The organism is Roseburia hominis, assembly GCA_040702975.1.
In the GTDB taxonomy this organism is placed as follows: Bacteria; Bacillota; Clostridia; order Lachnospirales; family Lachnospiraceae; genus Allocoprococcus; species Allocoprococcus hominis_A.
On record CP159990.1, the window covers coordinates 1,783,121 to 1,802,314 of the forward strand.

The 19,194-nt window shown below is 50.4% G+C and carries 14 protein-coding genes; 7 read left to right on the forward strand and 7 right to left on the reverse strand.

Going from position 1 to position 19,194, the window contains the following annotated elements:
• The first annotated feature begins 8 nt into the window (after window positions 1–8).
• The gene (locus tag ABXS75_08335; GenBank protein XCP86785.1) at window positions 9–1,688 is read left to right on the forward strand and encodes an ATPase, T2SS/T4P/T4SS family; all 1,680 of its coding nucleotides are present in this window, start codon (window positions 9–11) and stop codon (window positions 1,686–1,688) included.
• Between the two features lie 19 nt (window positions 1,689–1,707).
• Complete coding sequence (locus ABXS75_08340; protein ID XCP86786.1) at window positions 1,708–2,748, forward strand: type IV pilus twitching motility protein PilT; 1,041 nt, start codon at window positions 1,708–1,710, stop codon at window positions 2,746–2,748.
• Between the two features lie 104 nt (window positions 2,749–2,852).
• On the opposite strand, the gene ABXS75_08345 is transcribed toward ABXS75_08340, so the two are convergent.
• A complete protein-coding gene (locus ABXS75_08345) occupies window positions 2,853–4,328 on the reverse strand; it encodes a DUF1846 domain-containing protein (GenBank protein XCP86787.1) in 1,476 nt (491 codons plus the stop codon).
• Between the two features lie 213 nt (window positions 4,329–4,541).
• Here ABXS75_08345 and ftsH point away from each other — a divergent pair, with 213 nt between their 5' ends.
• The 4 genes from ftsH (at window position 4,542) to ABXS75_08365 (ending at window position 10,780) form a co-directional block, all read left to right on the forward strand.
• Window positions 4,542–6,731, forward strand: a complete 2,190-nt coding sequence (ftsH, locus tag ABXS75_08350) for an ATP-dependent zinc metalloprotease FtsH (GenBank protein XCP86788.1) — start codon at window positions 4,542–4,544, stop codon at window positions 6,729–6,731.
• 255 nt (window positions 6,732–6,986) lie between these two features.
• Window positions 6,987–8,888, forward strand: coding sequence for an excinuclease ABC subunit UvrC (gene uvrC / locus ABXS75_08355; protein XCP86789.1), 1,902 nt, complete (start codon window positions 6,987–6,989; stop codon window positions 8,886–8,888).
• Window positions 8,889–8,906: 18 nt separating this feature from the next.
• The gene (gene hprK / locus ABXS75_08360; protein XCP86790.1) at window positions 8,907–9,827 is read left to right on the forward strand and encodes an HPr(Ser) kinase/phosphatase; all 921 of its coding nucleotides are present in this window, start codon (window positions 8,907–8,909) and stop codon (window positions 9,825–9,827) included.
• An 11-nt stretch (window positions 9,828–9,838) separates the two neighbouring features.
• On the forward strand, window positions 9,839–10,780 hold the full coding sequence (locus ABXS75_08365) for an ROK family glucokinase (protein XCP86791.1): 942 nt from the start codon (window positions 9,839–9,841) through the stop codon (window positions 10,778–10,780).
• A gap of 240 nt (window positions 10,781–11,020) precedes the next feature.
• On the opposite strand, the gene ABXS75_08370 is transcribed toward ABXS75_08365, so the two are convergent.
• Window positions 11,021–13,615 carry a PBP1A family penicillin-binding protein gene (locus ABXS75_08370; protein XCP86792.1) on the reverse strand — a complete coding sequence of 865 codons (2,595 nt, stop codon included), beginning with the start codon at window positions 13,613–13,615 and terminating at the stop codon, window positions 11,021–11,023.
• Window positions 13,616–13,869: 254 nt separating this feature from the next.
• Between ABXS75_08370 and ABXS75_08375 the strand changes: the two genes are divergently transcribed.
• The gene (locus tag ABXS75_08375; protein ID XCP86793.1) at window positions 13,870–14,523 is read left to right on the forward strand and encodes a YigZ family protein; all 654 of its coding nucleotides are present in this window, start codon (window positions 13,870–13,872) and stop codon (window positions 14,521–14,523) included.
• Between the two features lie 130 nt (window positions 14,524–14,653).
• Here ABXS75_08375 and raiA read toward each other — a convergent pair whose 3' ends face one another.
• From raiA to typA, 5 genes are all read right to left on the reverse strand, one after another.
• Window positions 14,654–15,190: a ribosome-associated translation inhibitor RaiA gene (gene raiA / locus ABXS75_08380; protein ID XCP86794.1), complete on the reverse strand. Its 537-nt coding sequence runs from the start codon at window positions 15,188–15,190 to the stop codon at window positions 14,654–14,656.
• A 206-nt stretch (window positions 15,191–15,396) separates the two neighbouring features.
• A complete protein-coding gene (locus ABXS75_08385; protein XCP86795.1) occupies window positions 15,397–15,573 on the reverse strand; it encodes a hypothetical protein in 177 nt (58 codons plus the stop codon).
• 34 nt (window positions 15,574–15,607) lie between these two features.
• The gene (locus ABXS75_08390) at window positions 15,608–16,219 is read right to left on the reverse strand and encodes a transporter (GenBank protein ID XCP86796.1); all 612 of its coding nucleotides are present in this window, start codon (window positions 16,217–16,219) and stop codon (window positions 15,608–15,610) included.
• Window positions 16,220–16,292: 73 nt separating this feature from the next.
• Window positions 16,293–17,219: a phosphatase PAP2 family protein gene (locus ABXS75_08395; GenBank protein ID XCP86797.1), complete on the reverse strand. Its 927-nt coding sequence runs from the start codon at window positions 17,217–17,219 to the stop codon at window positions 16,293–16,295.
• The gene (gene typA, locus ABXS75_08400; protein XCP86798.1) at window positions 17,219–19,042 is read right to left on the reverse strand and encodes a translational GTPase TypA; all 1,824 of its coding nucleotides are present in this window, start codon (window positions 19,040–19,042) and stop codon (window positions 17,219–17,221) included. The genes ABXS75_08395 and typA overlap by 1 nt, the downstream gene beginning before the upstream one ends.
• Window positions 19,043–19,194 lie beyond the last annotated feature (152 nt).

A 19,194-nucleotide genomic window follows, 5' to 3' on the forward strand; every position in this document is an offset into this window, starting at 1 on the left:
CAGAGGGATTGAAGAAGAATCTGAGAATCGGAGAAATATTAACGGAGCTGGGTTATGTAACCGGGGAACAGATGGAACAGGCGCTACTTTATCAGAAGGAGCACAGAGACAGGCGTCTCGGACAGATTCTGGTCGAGCTTGGATTTGTCTCGGAGCCCCAGGTGCTGGAGGCGCTGGCTTCCAGGCTGGAGCTGGAGATTGTGGATGTGTCGGCGCTGGAGGTCGATTTAAGTGCGGTCGCCATGATAGACAAGGATTTGGCAGAGAAGAATCTGCTTCTTCCGATCCAGGTGAAGAGCGGTGTCATGCAGCTTGTGACCAACGATCCTATCAATTATTTTGCGCTTGAAGAAGTGCGTCAGCAGACGGGATGCTATTTGAAGATCATGCTGAGTGAGGAGAAGCCTCTTCGGCAGGCGGTCTCCTATTATTTTGCAGAGGCGGGCGCTAAGGAGGCGGCAAAGCAGGCCAATGCGGGATTTGGCGCAGAGGAGCTGGAGGATCTGGATCTTACGGAGCTGGGAGACGGGGACGAGGAGGTGCCGATTATTCACCTTCTGAACAGTCTGGTGGAGCGCGCAATCAAGAGTAACGCCAGTGACGTCCACATCGAGCCCTTTGAGAGGGAGACGAAGGTTCGCATGAGGATAGACGGGGTGATCCTGGAATATGTGACCTTACAGCGAAATGTGCATCAGTCGCTGATTGCCCGGATCAAGATCATGGCGAACCTGGATATCGCAGAGAAGAGAATTCCACAGGACGGACATTTCCGCGTGCGGACGGAGGATGGATATGTGAATATCCGTGTATCCCTGATGCCCACGGTGTACGGGGAGAAGGCGGTGCTGCGTGTGCTGGCGTCCTCTGTGCAGCTCGATCATGCAGGCCAGTTCGGAATGGATGACTATAGCTACCAGCAGTTCCTTCCGGCGCTGAGAAGCTCAAACGGGATTATTTATATCACAGGCCCGACGGGAAGCGGCAAATCTACGACACTCTACATGATTCTGGAGTATTTGTCTTCCCGGCAGGTCAATATATCGACCATAGAAGATCCGGTGGAGAAGAATATGGCTGGCGTGAATCAGACGCAGGTAAATAACGTGGCGGGGCTTACCTTTGATGTGGGGCTTCGTGCACTGCTCCGTCAGGATCCGGATATCATCATGGTAGGAGAGACCAGGGACGGTGAGACGGCCGGTACCTCTGTGCGTGCGGCCATCACCGGCCACATGGTGTTATCTACCCTTCATACGAATGATGCGGTGTCCAGTATCGTGCGTCTGGCGGATATGGGCGTGGAAACGTATCTGATCGCCAATTCGCTGGCTGCCCTGGTGGCGCAGCGTCTGGTGCGCAAGGTCTGCCCGAATTGTGCAAGGGAGATGGAGACAACGGCGGAGGAACGCAGATTCTTAGGTGAGGATGTCCGGACGGTATGGCGGGGCATGGGATGCCATCAGTGTAATCATACTGGATATAAGGGCAGGATCGCGGTTCATGAAGTCCTTACAATCGATACAAATATCCGGCGGATGATCAGCAATCATGCAACGGTGGAGGAAATCACCAGGTATGCGGTGGAGCAGCAGGGGATGCGGACACTGCGGCTGAGTACGCTGGAGCTGGTGAAGAAGGGCGTGACGACGCCGGAGGAGATGCTTAAGATTGCCTATGAGTGGTAGAAAAAGGAGATAATAGAGTATGCATACAATAGAAGAGATTATATTTCTTGCCAGAAAAATGCAGGCTTCGGACATTCATATGTCGGAAGGAATGCCGCTTTTGTTCCGGATTCACGGTGTGCTTACCCCGGCGGCGATTCAGCCGGAGGCGAGGGAGACGGCAGAACTCCTTTATGGTCTGTTAAACGAGGAACAGAAATGCTCGCTTCTTGCGGGATGTGATAAGGATTTTGCCCTTCAGACTTCGGACGGGGGACGCCAGAGGGTGAATCTCTTCCGTCAGCAGGGCAAGGTGGCGGGGACGATTCGGCTTCTGAACGAGAGAATCCCTACCCTGGAGGAACTGAAACTCCCGGATAAGCTGTATGATCTGGCGGCACAGCCGAGAGGACTGGTCCTGGTGACGGGACCGACGGGAAGCGGAAAATCTACGACGCTTGCTGCCATGGTAGAGTATATTAACCGGACGCGCAGCGCCCATATCATCACCATCGAGGATCCAATCGAGTATGTGTACGAAGGAAAGAAGGCGCTGATCCACCAGCGCGAGACGGGACGCGATGTGACGAGCTTTGCGGCGGCCCTGCGAAGTGCGCTGAGAGAGGACCCGGATATTATTCTGGTGGGGGAGATGCGGGATTATGAGACCATTTCTGCGGCGCTTACGGCAGCTGAGACGGGGCATCTGGTCCTGTCGACGCTTCACACGACCGGAGCGGCCCAGACCATAGACCGTATCATCGACGCCTGTCCGGCAGAGGTGCAAAGTCAGGTACGAATCCAGCTTGCAGGTGTATTGAAAGGGATTGTGACCCAGTGCCTCCTCCCGCGCGCAGACGGCTGTTCGCGTATTGTAGCTACAGAACTTCTTTTGGGGACGGACGCGGCGCTTAATCTGATGCGGGAAGGAAAAACACACCAGCTCGGCAATGTGATGCATAGCGGCGGTGTGATGCATACGCTCAATATGGATTTGTCACGGCTGATACAGCAGGGATATATTACGAGGCAGAGTGCAGAGGAATATACGAATGATAAGAGGGAGCTTATGCAGTATTAGAAAAGAATATTGTGGTCTTTGCTATAAGATTTTCAAGGGAAAAAGCAAATGGCCGCCATTACTGCAATAATGACGGCCTAGTATAAAAATTCTAAATTCCATTTCTAATAAATCGGTTTCTTCTCATACTTCGGTTCAGAGGTTGCCTGGATCGACAGTTTTTTGAACAGGCGCACATCCACATTTGCCAGCATGACGGAGGTATGCACCTGACATCCTTTCAGCTTCGGAATCTGGTTTAGTGCGAGTTGGGCTGCCGGATCGGAAGCGGCGCTGATGGAAAGTGCGATCAGGACTTCATCGGTGTGAAGCCGCGGGTTCTTGCTTCCCAGATAGGAAATCTTCAGCTTCTGGATTGGTTCAATGGCTTGAGGCGAAATCAGGTGTGCTTCATGATCGATTCCTGCCAGTTCCTTTAACGCATTCAGGATCAGGGCAGCGGAAGCGCCCAGAAGATTGGAAGTCTTACCGGTTATGATCTTGCCGTCTGGAAGTTCCATGGCTGCGGCTGGTCCACCGGTCTCCTCCTCACGTTTTAAAGCGGCGTCTACGACTTTGCGGTCATGAACGGTCACGCCGACCTGATTCATGAGAAGTTCCAGTTTGTAGGCCTCATCCTTAGGGCAGAGCCCGGAAAGAAAACGATCCATGGTGTAATAGTAGCGGCGGATGATCTCCTGTCTGGATGCTTCACGGCAGACTTCGTCGTCGCAGATGCAGTTTCCTGCCATATTTACGCCCATATCTGTCGGGGATTTGTAAGGGCTGTCCCCGTAAATGCGCTGGAACATGGCGGAGAGGACAGGGAAGATCTCCACGTCACGGTTATAATTGACTGTGGTCACCCCATAAGCCTCCAGATGGAAGGGATCGATCATATTTACATCGTTCAAATCTGCGGTAGCCGCCTCATAGGCCAGGTTGACCGGATGCTTGAGCGGAATATTCCAGATTGGGAAGGTCTCGAACTTGGCATATCCGGCGCGGACTCCGCGCTTATGTTCATGGTAGAGCTGGGAAAGGCATGTCGCCATCTTCCCGCTTCCCGGTCCCGGAGCCGTGATGACTACCAGCGGGCGGGAGGTCTCGATATAATCATTCTTACCGTAGCCCTCGTCGCTGACGATCAGCGGAACGTTGGACGGATAGCCCTCAATCACATAATGCATATATACTTTGATGCCGAGCTTTTCCAGTCTGCCCTTAAAAAGAAGGGCGCTGTTCTGGCCGGAATACTGCGTAATAACTACGCTTCCCACGAAAAGTCCGGCGGATTCGAACTCATCTTTCAGACGAAGCACATCGGAATCATAGGTGATACCGAGATCGCCGCGCACCTTGTTCGCCTCAATATCGGCGGCGCTGATGACGATCACGATCTCTGCTTCCTCAGAGAGCTCCTTAAGCAGCTTTAGCTTGCTGTCCGGACAAAATCCCGGAAGAACGCGGGAAGCGTGGTAATCGTCGAATAATTTTCCCCCAAATTCGAGATAGAGTTTGTTGTCAAATCTGTCAATTCGTTCCCGGATATGAGAAGACTGCATTTTTAAGTATTTTTCGTTGTCAAATCCAATTTTCATAAATCCTATTCCTCTCTTATCGTAATTTTATCCTAGCCCGCATATTTCCCATACGGTTTTCGGAACTATCCTGGCAGATAATGCCCGGATAGGAACAGTCCAGATTTAGTATACTATAAAATAGTAGTTTTTTACAATCTTTTCATAATCTTTTTATTGATTTATGTTTTTCGCCTACTTATAATAGAAGAGATGAAACCTAGGAGGATACGTATGGATAACCAGAATAACAGAAATAATAGAAATAATAACAATAATCCAAACAATAAGCAAGGCTGGGGAATGTTTATTTTCGCGGCAGTGCTGGTGTTGGTTATGATGTTTGCTTATTCTCAGCTCAGGCAGGACAGCGACGCCGAGGAGATCAGTTATGATGAATTCCTGGATATGGTGGATGCGGGAAAGGTGAAGGAGGTTAAGATTGAATCTGACCGTATTGTCATCATCCCGAAGACGGAGGCGGAACTGGAGAAGGAAAAGGGCGGAGATTCCGAGAGCGACGTAGTAGAAAGTACGGTAAAGGATGGGGAGAATTCCAATAAGCCTGCCACCGAAGAGAAAGGCACGGAGGGAACACAGCAGAATTCCCTGTTTTCTCTGTTTGGCGAGCAGATCAGTCCGAAAAAGCAGTATTATACCGGACTTGTGGAGGACCCCACAAGGTCGGAGAGACTTTATAAGGCGGGCGTAAAATACACACAGGATATTCCGGATTCCACATCTTATATCATTTGGAATCTTCTGAGTTTTCTTCCGATCATTCTCCTTGCCGGCATGGGCATCTTCATGATGGTGCGTATGTCAAAAGGCGGCGGAGTGATGGGCATCGGCAAGAGCAACGCCAAGATGTACGTGGAGAAGAAGACAGGAGTCACTTTCAAGGACGTGGCGGGACAGGATGAAGCCAAGGAGTCCCTGCAGGAGGTCGTGGATTTCCTGCACAATCCGGGCAAATACACCGGAATCGGAGCGAAGCTTCCAAAGGGAGCGCTTCTTGTAGGGCCTCCCGGAACCGGTAAGACGCTTCTTGCCAAGGCTGTGGCAGGAGAGGCGAATGTGCCGTTCTTCTCCCTGTCAGGTTCCGCATTCGTGGAGATGTATGTCGGCGTGGGAGCTTCCCGTGTGCGTGACCTGTTCAAGCAGGCACAGCAGATGGCGCCCTGTATTATATTTATCGATGAGATCGATGCGATTGGTAAGAGCCGTGACACGCAGCTCGGGGGCAACGATGAGCGTGAGCAGACGCTCAATCAGCTTCTGGCGGAGATGGACGGTTTTGATACGAACAAGGGATTACTTCTTCTGGCGGCTACTAACCGGCCGGAGATCCTTGATCCGGCACTCCTTCGGCCGGGACGTTTTGACAGACGGATCATCGTGGATAAGCCGGATCTGAAGGGCCGTATCGATGTGCTGAAGGTGCATTCCAAGGATGTGCGCATGGACGAGACGGTGAATCTGGAAGAGATCGCACTTGCGACCTCCGGAGCGGTGGGATCGGACCTTGCCAATATGATCAACGAGGCGGCCATCAATGCCGTGAAGAATGGCAGGGAGGTAGTCTCTCAGTCCGACCTGTTTGAAGCCGTTGAGGTGGTTCTTGTAGGAAAAGAGAAGAAAGACCGGATCATGAATCAGAAGGAGCGGGAGATCGTATCTTATCATGAGGTGGGCCATGCCCTGGTCAGCGCGCTCCAGAAGGATGCGGAGCCGGTGCAGAAGATCACGATCGTTCCCAGAACGATGGGAGCTTTGGGATATGTCATGCAGACGCCGGAGGAGGAGAAATTCCTCAATACGAAGGCGGAGCTTGAGGCGATGCTGGTCGGAATGCTGGCAGGTCGTGCGGCGGAGGAGATCGTATTTGACACCGTGACGACCGGAGCTTCCAACGATATTGAGAAGGCGACCCGAATCGCAAGAGCCATGGTGACGCAGTATGGTATGTCGGAGCGTTTTGGACTTATGGGACTGGAATCCATCCAGAATCGTTATCTGGACGGCAGACCGGTACAGAACTGCGGCGAGGCAACTGCGGCAGAGATTGACCAGGAAGTCATGGATATGCTGAAGAAGGCGTATGCCGAGGCGAAGCGCCTGCTGTCCGAGCACCGCGCGACGATGGACCAGATCGCAAAATTCCTGATTGAGAAAGAGACAATCACCGGAAAAGAGTTCATGAAGATCTTCCGCAAGTGCGAAGGACTTCCGGAGCCGGAAGAGGAGAAGGCAAAGATCGGGGAGAAGAAGGGGGCTGCACTTTCCAAGGAGGAGAGTGAGCAGAAAGAGTCCGAACAGAAAGAGACAGAAGATTCCCCGGGACAAGAAGGGGAAGATAAGCAAGGGACCTTAGCGCTGCAGGTCGATGCTGACGGCTATATTCTTCCGCAGGACAGACCGTAAGTCAGATACCTTACAGTTTGCTGTAGGAGTATTTAATCATCGTGGAAACCGTCAGATATCTATGCAGGCATGGCTGTTTGGCTCGTTGTCCGCAAAGATAAATAAAAGACATTTAAAGGAACGCCATAATTTCCAGACTGGGCACAGAGACATCTTTATTTTGATGTTCGTGTGCCGAGAAGGAGATTATGGCGGTTTTTATATTTTGACGATTCGGGTATTTTCCCATTCCCAAAAACATGCTATACTATCCCTATGGAAAATCAGACATTTATTATCGAGGACGAATTGAAAAAGTTGCCGGGAAAACCCGGCGTTTATCTCATGCATGATGAGAAGGATGAGATCATTTATGTGGGGAAGGCCATCAGCCTGAAGAACAGGGTGCGGCAGTATTTTCAGAGCAGTAGGAATAAAGGGGTCAAGATTGAACAGATGGTAACGCATATCCGGCGTTTTGAGTATATTGTGACGGATTCCGAGCTGGAGGCGCTGGTTCTGGAATGCAATCTGATCAAGGAGCACCGGCCAAAATACAATACCATGCTGATGGACGACAAGAGTTACCCATTTATTAAGGTCACGGTGGGGGAAGCGTATCCGCGGATTCTGCTCGCGCGTCAGATGAAGAAGGACAAGTCCAAATATTTCGGCCCCTACACCAGCGTGACCGCGGTGAAGGACACGATCGAGATGATCCGGAAGCTATATCATATCCGAAGCTGTCAGCGGACGCTGCCGCGGGATACAGGGAAGGAGCGGCCTTGCCTGTATTATCACATCAAGCAGTGCGATGCGCCCTGCCAGGGTTATGTTTCGCAGGAGGCGTACCGGGCGAAGGTGGAGGAGGTTTTACGGTTCCTGAACGGGAATTATGATATTTTATTAAAGGATCTGGAGAAAAAGATGCAGGAGGCGTCTGAGAATCTGGAATTTGAGAAGGCCATCGAGTACCGTGAGCTGATCAGCAGCGTGAGGCAGATTGCGCAGAAGCAGAAGATCACGCATACCGGAGGAGAGGACCGGGATATTCTTGCCATCGCAAAGGAGAGGGAGGACGCGGTGGTACAGGTGTTCTTTATCCGGGGAGGGCGCCTGATCGGGCGGGATCATTTTTATCTGAGGGTGGCCGAAGGCGATGAGGAGAGTGAGATACTGACCAGCTTTATCAAGCAGTTCTACGCCGGAACGCCCTACATTCCGGCAGAACTCATGCTGCCGGTGGAATTGGAAGAGCAGGAGATTCTTTCCCAGTGGCTGGGAAGTAAGAGAGGGCATAAGGTCCATCTGCGGATTCCCAAAAAAGGGGAGAAGGAGAAGCTGGTGGAGCTGGCGGCGAAGAACGCCCGCATGGTACTGGAAAAGGACAAGGAACGCCTGAAGCGGGAAGAAGGCAGGACCATCGGTGCGGTAAAAGAGATTGAGTCCCTTTTGGGGCTTTGCGGCATCGTCCGCATGGAGGCCTACGATATCTCCAATACCAGCGGTTTTGCGTCGGTGGGGTCCATGATTGTATATGAGCGGGGCAAACCGAAGAAAAATGATTACCGGAAGTTTCGGATCAAGAGTGTGCAGGGGCCGGACGACTACGCGAGTATGCGGGAAGTTCTGACCCGCCGTTTCCGTCATGGCATGGAAGAACAAAAGGCGGGAAAGGAACTGGGAGGTTTTCAGGTGTTTCCGGACCTGATCATGATGGACGGCGGAAAAGGCCAGGTCAATATCGCGCAGGAGGTTTTAGACGAACTGGGGCTTGCGATTCCGGTATGCGGTATGGTGAAAGACGACCATCACCGGACAAGAGGGCTCTATTTTAGAAATGAGGAGCTTCCGATCGACCGGAATTCAGAGGGATTCCGTTTGATCACGCGTATTCAGGACGAGGCGCACCGGTTTGCCATCGAATTTCACAGGAAGCTGAGGAGTCAGGGGCAGGTGCATTCTATTTTGGATGATATCCCGGGAATCGGGCCCGCGCGCAGAAAGGCGCTCATGCGGAATTTTGCCGGCATTGACGAGATAAGAGCTGCGACGGTGGAAGAATTAAAAAAAATACCTTCAATGGATGAAAAATCGGCAAGAAACGTGTATAATTTCTTTAGAGGAGACAGCCCGCAGGACGAGGCGAACATTTCTCCTAAAGAAGATACTATATAGAAAAAGGAGAACGAGACCATGGGTGTAGCACTAAAAAAAGTAATAGACAAGATGAAGCTTAAGAATCTGACTCCGGATGTGGATCTGACCAAACGGGAGATCAAGGTCCCGGACATTAATCGTCCGGCGCTTCAGCTTACCGGATTTTTTGATCATTTTGCGTCGGAACGGGTGCAGATTATCGGTTATGTAGAATATACGTATTTGGAGACTGTGCAGGAAGAGTATAAGAGGAAAATATTTGACACGCTGCTGTCCTATGATATCCCCTGTTTTATATTTTGCAGGAACCTGATGCCGACGGAGTGGTTCTTAAAAAAGGCGGAGGAGAGAGGAATACCGGTGTTCAGTACGGAGCAGCCGACCTCCTCGTTTTCCGCGGAGATCATACGCTGGCTGAAGGTGGAGCTGGCGCCGTGTATTTCGATTCATGGGGTGCTGGTGGATTGTTACGGCGTTGGAGTGCTGATCATGGGAGAGAGCGGCATCGGAAAAAGTGAGGCAGCTCTGGAACTGATCAAAAGAGGCCATCGTCTGGTCACCGATGATGTGGTGGAGATTCATAAGGTCAGCGACGATACTCTGGTGGGAATGGCACCAGATATCACCCGGCATTTCATCGAGCTGAGGGGAATCGGGATCGTTGATGTGAAGACCCTGTTCGGGGTGCAGAGCGTAAAGGATACGCAGAATATTGATATGGTCATCACTTTGGAGGAGTGGAACAAAGACAAGGAATACGACCGCATGGGGCTTACCGAGGAATACACGGAATTTTTGGGAAATAAGCTGGTCTGCCACAGCATTCCGATTCGGCCGGGCAGGAATCTTGCGATTATCGTTGAGGCAGCTGCCGTTAACCACAGGCAGAAGAGAATGGGATATAACGCGGCTCAGGAGCTCTATCGTCGCGTGCAGGAGAATTTAAGGAAGAGATAGGAGGAGACGAGATGGAGTATTGTTTTGGCGTAGATGTTGGAGGAACAACTGTAAAACTGGGGTTATTTCAGGCAGATGGCACGTTACTCGATAAATGGGAGGTTAAGACCCGGACGGAGAATGACGGAGAGGCGATTCTGCCGGATATCGCGGAGACAATCCAAAACAAGATGAGGGAGAAGAGTCTGGAAAGAGAGCAGATTCTCGGAATAGGTATGGGAATTCCGGCGCCGGTGACAGACGAGGGAATCGTCAGGAATACTGCGAATCTTGGCTGGGGGTATAAAGAAGTCAAGCGGGAACTGGAAGAATTGACCGGGATGCGTGTAGCTCCGGGAAACGATGCCAATGTAGCGGCATTGGGAGAGATGTGGATGGGTGGCGGCAGGGGCTGTCGTGATATGATCATGGTCACACTGGGAACCGGAGTCGGAGGAGGAGTGATCGTAGATGGAAAATGTGTGGTGGGAAGCCACGGCGCCGGAGGAGAGATCGGCCATATTCGTGTAAATTACGAGGAGACAGAATGCTGTGGCTGCGGCAATAAAGGGTGTCTGGAGCAGTATGCGTCCGCAACAGGAATCGCACGTCTTGCAAGGCGCAGACTTGTAAAGGATGACCAACCGAGTATCCTCCGTGAAGAGAGTCTGGAAGCAATCACTGCAAAATCTGTATTTGATGCAGTGAAAGAAGGAGATCAGGTGGCAATCCAGATCGCGGAAGAGTTTGGCAATTATCTGGGCAATGCGTTAGTGAACCTTGCGGCCATATGCGATCCAGACGTGGTCGTGATCGGCGGCGGCGTTTCAAAGGCTGGGGAGGTCCTGCTTGGATATATCGAAAAACCGTTCAGAGAGAAAGCCTTTTTTGCAAACAAGGATATGAGGTTCGTGCTTGCAGAACTGGCAAATGATGCAGGAATCTATGGGGCAGTGAAGCTGTTGCTGGCGTAGAAAGAAGTAACCGGATTCGATACGGTATTTTGTAGAACGGAAAAGATACAGGGATTTCGAATTAGCGTTTTAAGAAAATAAAAAACCAGGAACGTTTCTTGTGAGGAAATGTTCCTGGTTTTTTATTTTTTTAAGCATGCCGAAGTAAAAATACAGTATCCCTTTTGGGGCATTATAAAAGAGTGTCTGGCATTTCAATCAAATTACGGAGAAGGTAAAGTGTCTTATGAAAGAAATCATCTACTCTGTACTTTGAGTGCTTGGCGTCGGATCAGGAGTCGGCGCTGGGTCCGGAGTCGGTTCCGGATCAGGAGTTGGAGTCGGTTCCGGATCAGGAGTCGGAGTCGGTTCCGGGGTCGGTTCAGGAGTCGGAGTCGGCGTTGGCGTCGGAGTCGGTTTTGGGTCCGTAGTAGTCTTGTTATCGTCGTCTTTCTTATCGTCGTCATCGTCATCCTTGTCAGCAGGTTCCCCGTGACCGGAACAGCTGGTGGTGGGGGCGGTATCGCCGGCAAACCACTCTGTAATGGAAGGACACGAGCCTGCGATGGCAAGTTTTCCGGACCTTGTACATACCGTTTTCTTGACAAGTGAACCCGGCATTGTGAAATTCTTGTATTCCAGTCCTTCGTGAATCCGTTCCATGATACGGGACCACATCTTTAAATGGAAGTTCCATTCACCAGTCATATGCTTGTTATCATCATAGCCTGTCCATACGGAGCAGGTATAATAGGGTGTGTAACCGCAGAACCAGAGGTCTACATCGTTGGAAGTGGTACCTGTCTTTCCGGCAACAGGCATATTGTCGAGAGCGGCGTCGGTACCGGTACCTTTTTTGACAACATCCTGCATGGCACTGGTCAGAAGTGCGGCAGTGGTATCTTTTAATACAGTCTTGGAATTCCCGGTATTGTCGATCAAAACATTGCCGTCATGATCCAGGACCTTCGTATAAAGGATCGGTTTGTTGTAAACACCGCCATTTGCGATGGTCGCATATGCGGCAGTCATCTCATAGTTATAAACACCGTCGGTGATACCGCCAAGTGCCAAAGGCTGGCCGATATCGGTGACCTTACCGTAGCCTTCGATATCCCGGCTCTTCACCAGGGTCGTAAGTCCCAGCTTCTGGCAGTAGTCAAAGCCAAGCTGCGGGGTGATCTCGGTAATCATCTTTACGGCACAGACGTTCATGGAATCCTGAATAGCGGTACGCATCGTTACATCTCCGCGATAAGAGTTCCCCCACCAGTTGCGGACCTGTTTGCCGTTTGCATATTTGTAAGGCTCATCCCGAATGATGGTAGCAAGGCTCTTTCCTGCGCTGTCAAGGGCAGGTGCATAAACGGCAAGGATCTTAAAGCAGGAACCGGGCTGCCGCTTAGAGCCGGTATAGGCACGGTTCAGGCTGCGACTGGTCACTTTAGGACCGCGCCCACCGACCATGGCCTTGATCTCACCAGTCTTCTGATCCATGATGGTGACAGAAGCCTGTGGCTGTGGGGAAAGGTTCAGAACCTCGTAGTAGGTATCCCCTTCTTTGGCAATACTCTGCTTAAAGGCCTCGATCCGGTTCTGTGCCGCTTCCTTCGAAGAGAACAAAAGTCCCTGATCATCATTGTATTTCTCACGTCCGAAGATTTTTACATGTCCGGAGCTATAATTCTCCTGCGTGCCGTCGGCGCGCGTTACGGTCAGTGCGTAATCAATGCCCCACTCCACTTTGGAAGGGTAGTTGTTATCATTATTCAACTCTTCATCACAGATGGCCTGCATCCGCAGATCCTGTGTGGAGTAAATGCTGAGACCACCACTGTAAATGTAGTTGTATGCCTGTGTCTCAGAAAAACCAAGACCATCCTCGGAAGTCATGTCATCCATAAGCTGTTCTGCCAGAGCATCGTTAAAATAACTGTAAACAGTGACATCATCCTGAAGCTCAGTATTCACATTTGCAATACGGGTGAAGACATCATCTGCCATGGCCTCATCATAGGCGTCCTGTTCGATAAATCCCTGTTCCAGCATATCGTCCAGAACCTTCTTCCGTCTCTTGGCACTGTCCTCAGGATTGGTGATCGGATTATAACGCCCCGGATTTTTCGTGATTCCGGCAATGGTTGCACATTCGGATAAGGTCAGCTCTGAGACATCTTTATTAAAATAACGCTTGGATGCTGCCTGCACGCCAAGGGTATTCTGGCCTAAGTTGATCGTATTCATATAACTTTCCAGAATATCGTCCTTGCTGAGCTGTTTTTCAATCTGGAGCGCCAGATATTGTTCCTGAAATTTACGTTCCAGCTTATCCATAAAGGTCTCTTCGTTCACGAAATCCGGAAACACATTGTTCTTTATGAGCTGCTGGGTGATGGTACTGGCACCCTCAGTGAACTCTCCGCCCTTTATGACATTGACAAGTCCCACAGTGAAAGCCCGGAGGATACCCTGGGGATCGATACCATTGTGGGTATAGAAACGGGAGTCCTCGATTGCCACGAATGCGTGCTGGAGATCTACCGGAATCTCATCGATCGTCTTATAGACACGGTTGGAGCCGGCTGCCTTGAAATGTTCGGTCTCGGTCACATTGTCATTCGCGTATACCGTAGAAGTGTAGCCCTGAGGCTTGATGCTCTCCGGGGTGATCTCCGGCGCATTATCGATGATCCTTTTTACGAAAATGCCACCGCCTGCTACACCCAGAAGACACAGTGCTACGATACAAAGCAAGAATCCCTTGAACAGACGAACTCCAATTTTTTTCTTTCGCATATTCGATTTTGAAGTGATTTCTTTCTGCTTTTTAGAAGCCTTTCTTTTTCCATAATTCATGAATTACTGCCTCCTTCATATTGAATTATTATAACAAACTTGTCCGGGAGAATAAAGCATAATTTGCAATCTTCACGAATCCGTGAGAGAAAATTAAGAAAAACTTCAGTTATTTTGTCGACGGTAAGAAGCCTGTAATAATTTTGTAATTTTCTTGCAACAGGACGGCGGGCTTTGTATACTAAATATAATGGCAAAGAGTCAAAAAAGAAGGAAAAGCTTTTGACAGGATAGAGGGAAAGGCGGAGTTTTAAATGAAGAATTATAAGACTATTTATAGAGAAGGACAAGATGAGGTAGTGGAGAAGAAATCGCGTTTTATCGCAGTGGTTCGCCCGGTCCACAGTGAAGAGGAAGCGGCGGCATTTTTGGAGGAAATGCGCAAGACCTACTGGAATGCCAGACATCATTGTTATGCATATGTGTTTGGGGATCACTCGCAAATGCAGCGGTGCAGCGATGATGGCGAACCCCAGGGAACCGCGGGCAAACCGATGCTGGACGTATTGAATGCAGAGGGGCTTCATGATACGATGGTGGTGGTGACCAGGTATTTTGGAGGCACCCTTCTTGGAACCGGCGGACTGGTGCGGGCCTATCAGAAGGCGGCGAAAGCGGGAATTGCAGCCAGCACCGTGATCGAGAAATGCCGGGGGAAGAAGCTGACGATCCGCACCGATTATACGGGGCTTGGAAAGATCCAGTATATTTTGGGACAGAGGGGAATCCATGTATTGGACACCATATATACCGATGCCGTGGAGATTCAGATCATGGCAAGTGTAGAGGAAGAACAGGAATTGACAGTGGAGATCACGGAGGGAACGAACGGACAGGCACACATAGAAGCGGGTGAACTGTGTTATTTTGCCGTGGCAGAGGGGGAAGTATTATTGTTTGACGAATAGCGTATTCGGAGATGAAACCGAGATGAACGTCCACTGGACGTTCACTTAGGTATGCTTGGCAACAAAAAGAGCCGCCGTAACAGGTAGTTATATGCCAGAAACTACTTGTTACGGCGGCCGTTATTCGGCTTTACTGGAATTCCGGCTCGATCAGGCCATAGGTTCCATTTTTCCGTTTATATACCACATTGACTTCCTCGGTCTCTGCGTTACTGAATACATAGAAGTTATGTCCCAGAAGTTCCATCTGAATGCAGGCATCCTCTGGGAACATCGGCTTGATCCCGAAACGTTTGGTGCGGACGATCTGAATCTCATCGGCATCCAGAGAAGCATCTTCCTCGTCGATGAATTCCTGACGGAGATCATGTCCGCCCTGATGTTTGGCAATGAGTTTTGTTTTATACTTTCTAAGCTGACGCTCGATCACTTCTTCTACAAGGTCGATGGATACGTACATATCGGTGCTTTCCTGCTCAGAGCGGATAATATTGCCCTTGACAGGAATGGTGACCTCGATTTTCTGGCGTCCCTTTTCTACGCTAAGCGTTACGATAATCTCTGTTTCAGGAGTAAAATACCTTTCCAGCTTTCCAAGTTTCTGCTCCACGGTCTGTTTCAGACTGGGGGTTATGTCGATGTTCTTTCCGCTAATGATAAAATTCATACAGCTCAACTCCTTTTTCATGTATTTCTCAGGAACAGCCGTACCTGAGAGAAAAGTCAGGGGAAAAATAGATAGATTTTCCATATCCTGATCCTGTTCATATTATACTCTATTTGCATAGGTACATGCAATGAAAAAATGGAAAAAATTATAAAAAATAAATAAAAAGACTGACATATTTTTAAAATGTCAAAATATGTCAGTCTTTATCCTGTCGTATAAGAAACTAAATGAGTACGCCCGCCTGTCCATTTGGCGAATGCCGGAAGGGGCAGATATGCGTTGCCAAGCATACCTAAGTGAACGTCCGGTGGACGTTCATCTCGGTTGCCAAGCATACCTAAGTGAACGTCCAGTGGACGTTCATCTCGGTTGCCAAGCATACCTAAGTGAACGTCCAGTGGACGTTCATCTCGGTCAGCGAATGGAGCGTATCACTTCAATCCTTGTAATATCGCCATTGTGCATTTTGGCCACTCGCAGCCCAAAGGTGTCAAAGTAAGTGCAGGCACCGACCCCGATTTCGGTTTTCTCCTGCTCAAACCTTTGCTTGATGATGTCTTTGAGCGTCTGTTCATCCGCATACGGAATATGTATGTGAATGAATTGATTTACATGCTTGACCTTTGTTGTGGCCCGGAAAATGATCTTCTCAGATTCGTCAAATTCGCAGAACAGGAATTTCCTGGTGGCGAACAGGATGGCGATGGATACCACGCCGATTAGAGAGGCTACCGGGTTGGAATGGTCGATGATGATCTGTCTTGCGATCGCAAATAACAGAACCTCGAATACCGTGGAAGGACTGTGCTGATAAAGCATGCGGATCAGCTCCACGCCGATGATCAGATTGAAACAGTTCTCAAGAAGATCATCGTAGTTGGGATATATCTCCAGGTTCGGAATATTCTGGAGCGACAGCGCCAGCTTAAGAGCCAGCAGAGCCACGCTGATGGCCAGCATCAGAGAGATGAATAGTTCCAGAAAGACGGTAATCTTGTGCAGGAACGCAGTTACGTACTTTTTCATAAATTTCCCCTTTCATCCGATATAGATTCATTGTATAGGATAAAAGGGGGAGTTGTAAAGATTATTTTATGATTTATAGCTGTAACCGTGTAAAACAATAAGGATACAAAAATATGATCCAGAAGATGATCAGCATATGCTGGATCGTCTGCCCTGCCAGATTCGTTCCCACCAGTGCTTTCATGCCGAATTGCAGAAGGGCCGTGAGGGTTATACCGATCACAAAACGCAGGAGCTTTGGCCGGGCGGAAGAGACCGGTCCCAAAGGGCCGTCCGCCACATTTTCCGTATCATGTCTGCCGGCGGTGGAAAAATTCAGGTAACGCGTTTCCAGGTACCAGCCCAGTCCAAAGCCGAACGCCGCACCGGAAGCCTTGAAGCAGTCGGAGACGTAGCGCGCCTCGATCACGCCGCCGGAATACAGCAGATAGGAATAGACGCACACGGCTACCGCACCAAGCGCCGATAAAAGGGAGATCCTTCTTACGTAGAGAGGATTCTCAAGTGCCTCGCGAAATCTCCAGATCAGCAGGGCAAACAGAAGCGAAAGCGCCATGGCGGTCAGGACATCTTTGGGCGTGTGGCAGCCCAGATACATTCGTGAAAAACCGATCAGAAGGAACAGGGCCGTGTAAAAGCATTTGCCATACCATTTCTTTGAGGCCAAAGCCAGAGGGGCAAAGAGGCTGGTCCCTCCCTGGGTGTGACCGCTGGGGAAGGAGTAGCCCGTCGCTGCCGGGACGGCACTTTCCACCGCCTGGAACTTCGGGTCAAGGACCCAGGGGCGGGGAATGCGGAATGTGATTTTCAGGCTCTGTACGCAAAGTCCGGCGCAGACGTAGGTAAGTCCGATCTGAGTCGCTAATTTCTTGTCCAGGCACCAATAGAGAGCGCACAGTACGCTGATCAGGACGAGCTCCTGTCCCAGATAAGTGATCCACTGGAAAATCTGGTCAAATAAAGGAGTACGGATTTCTGATAATGCCCACAGGAACTCCATTAGCTGATCCCTCGTTTACGCATCTTGGGATCCAGGATCTTTTTGCGGATCCGCAGAGACTTGGGCGTTACTTCCAGTAATTCGTCGGTATCGATAAAGTCGAGGGCTTCCTCAAGACTGAGCACCTTCGGAGGAGTCAGCTTGAGCGCTTCGTCGGCGCTGGAAGACCGGGTGTTGGTCAAATGCTTGGTCTTACATACATTCAGTTCGATGTCGTCGGTCTTGGCATTCTGTCCAACAACCATACCGCCATAGACCTTCTCGCCGGGTCCGATGAACAGCGTGCCACGGTCCTGGGCATTAAACAGGCCATAGGCAACGGCTTCTCCGGTTTCGAAGGCGATGAGAGAGCCCTGGTTGCGATACTGGATATCGCCCTTATAGGGAGCATAGCCGTCGAAGGAGGTATTCATGATTCCGTTTCCCTTGGTGTCGGTCAGGAATTCGCCGCGGTAGCCGATAAGGCCCCGGGCCGGCATGGAGAATTCCAGACGGGTGTAACCACCGTTGGACATGCCCATGTTCTGAAGCTCGCCCTTTCTCTGGCTCAGCTTGTCGATGACCGTTCCGGTAAATTCGTCGGGAACGTCGATATATACCAGCTCCATAGGTTCCAGTTTCTTGCCGTTTGCATCTGTTTTGTAGAGGACCTCTGCCTTGCTGACCGCGAATTCGTAGCCCTCGCGGCGCATATTTTCGATGAGAACGGACAGATGAAGCTCTCCACGCCCGGAGACCTTGAAGCTGTCTGTATTTTCGGTTTCCTCCACCCGGAGGCTGACGTCGGTATTCAGTTCCCGGAACAGCCGGTCGCGGATATGGCGGGAGGTCACGTATTTGCCCTCCAGTCCGGCGAAGGGGCTGTCATTTACCACGAACTGCATCGCGATGGTCGGCTCGGAGATCTTCTGGAACTCGATCGGCTCCGGACTTTCAGGCGAGCAGATGGTATCTCCGATGGAGATGTCCGCAATTCCGGAAATGGCGACGATGGAGCCGACAGTGGCTGATTTGACCTCCACTTTATTCAGACCGTCAAACTCATAGAGCTTGCTGATTTTTACTTTTTTCTGTTTGTCCGGATCGTGGTGGTTGACGACCACAACGTCCTGATTTACGGAAATGGTGCCGTTATCTACTTTGCCCACGCCGATACGTCCTACATACTCGTTGTAGTCGATGGTGCTGATAAGGACCTGTGTTCCGGCCTCGGGGTCGCCCTCCGGCGCCGGGATATAGTCGAGGATCGTCTCGAACAGAGGCGTCATATCTTTGGGCTCATCGTCCTCGTTGTAGGTGGCGTAGCCGTCCCTGGCAGATGCGTAAATGAAGGGGCAGTCAAGCTGGTCGTCGGAGGCTCCCAGGTCGATGAGAAGCTCCAGGACCTCGTCGATCACGCCGTCCGGTCTCGCCTCGGGACGGTCGATCTTGTTGATGCAGACGATGACGGGGAGCTTTAAGGCCAGCGCCTTTTTCAGAACGAATTTGGTCTGTGGCATGGCGCCCTCGAAGGCGTCTACCACAAGGATCACGCCGTTGACCATCTTGAGGACACGTTCTACCTCTCCGCCGAAATCGGCGTGTCCCGGGGTGTCGATGATGTTGATCTTGGTGTCTTTATAAAAAACGGCTGTGTTCTTGGAGAGGATCGTGATGCCACGTTCCCGCTCGATATCGTTGGAATCCATGACGCGCTCAGCAACCGCCTGGTTTTCGCGGAATACACCGCTCTGTTTTAATAGTTCATCTACCAATGTTGTCTTGCCATGGTCAACATGGGCGATGATCGCGATATTTCGTATGTCTTCACACTTTGTTTTCATATGCTCATACCCTTCTTTGACCGCCGCTTATTTTGCGGCCAGTTATTTTATTTACCTATTAAATGTTGTAACCCGTATAGTTTATCATATTTTTAGAAATTTACAAGTGGTATGAAAAATTTTTGAATTTTAGTTCTAAATGGGGCGTGGCG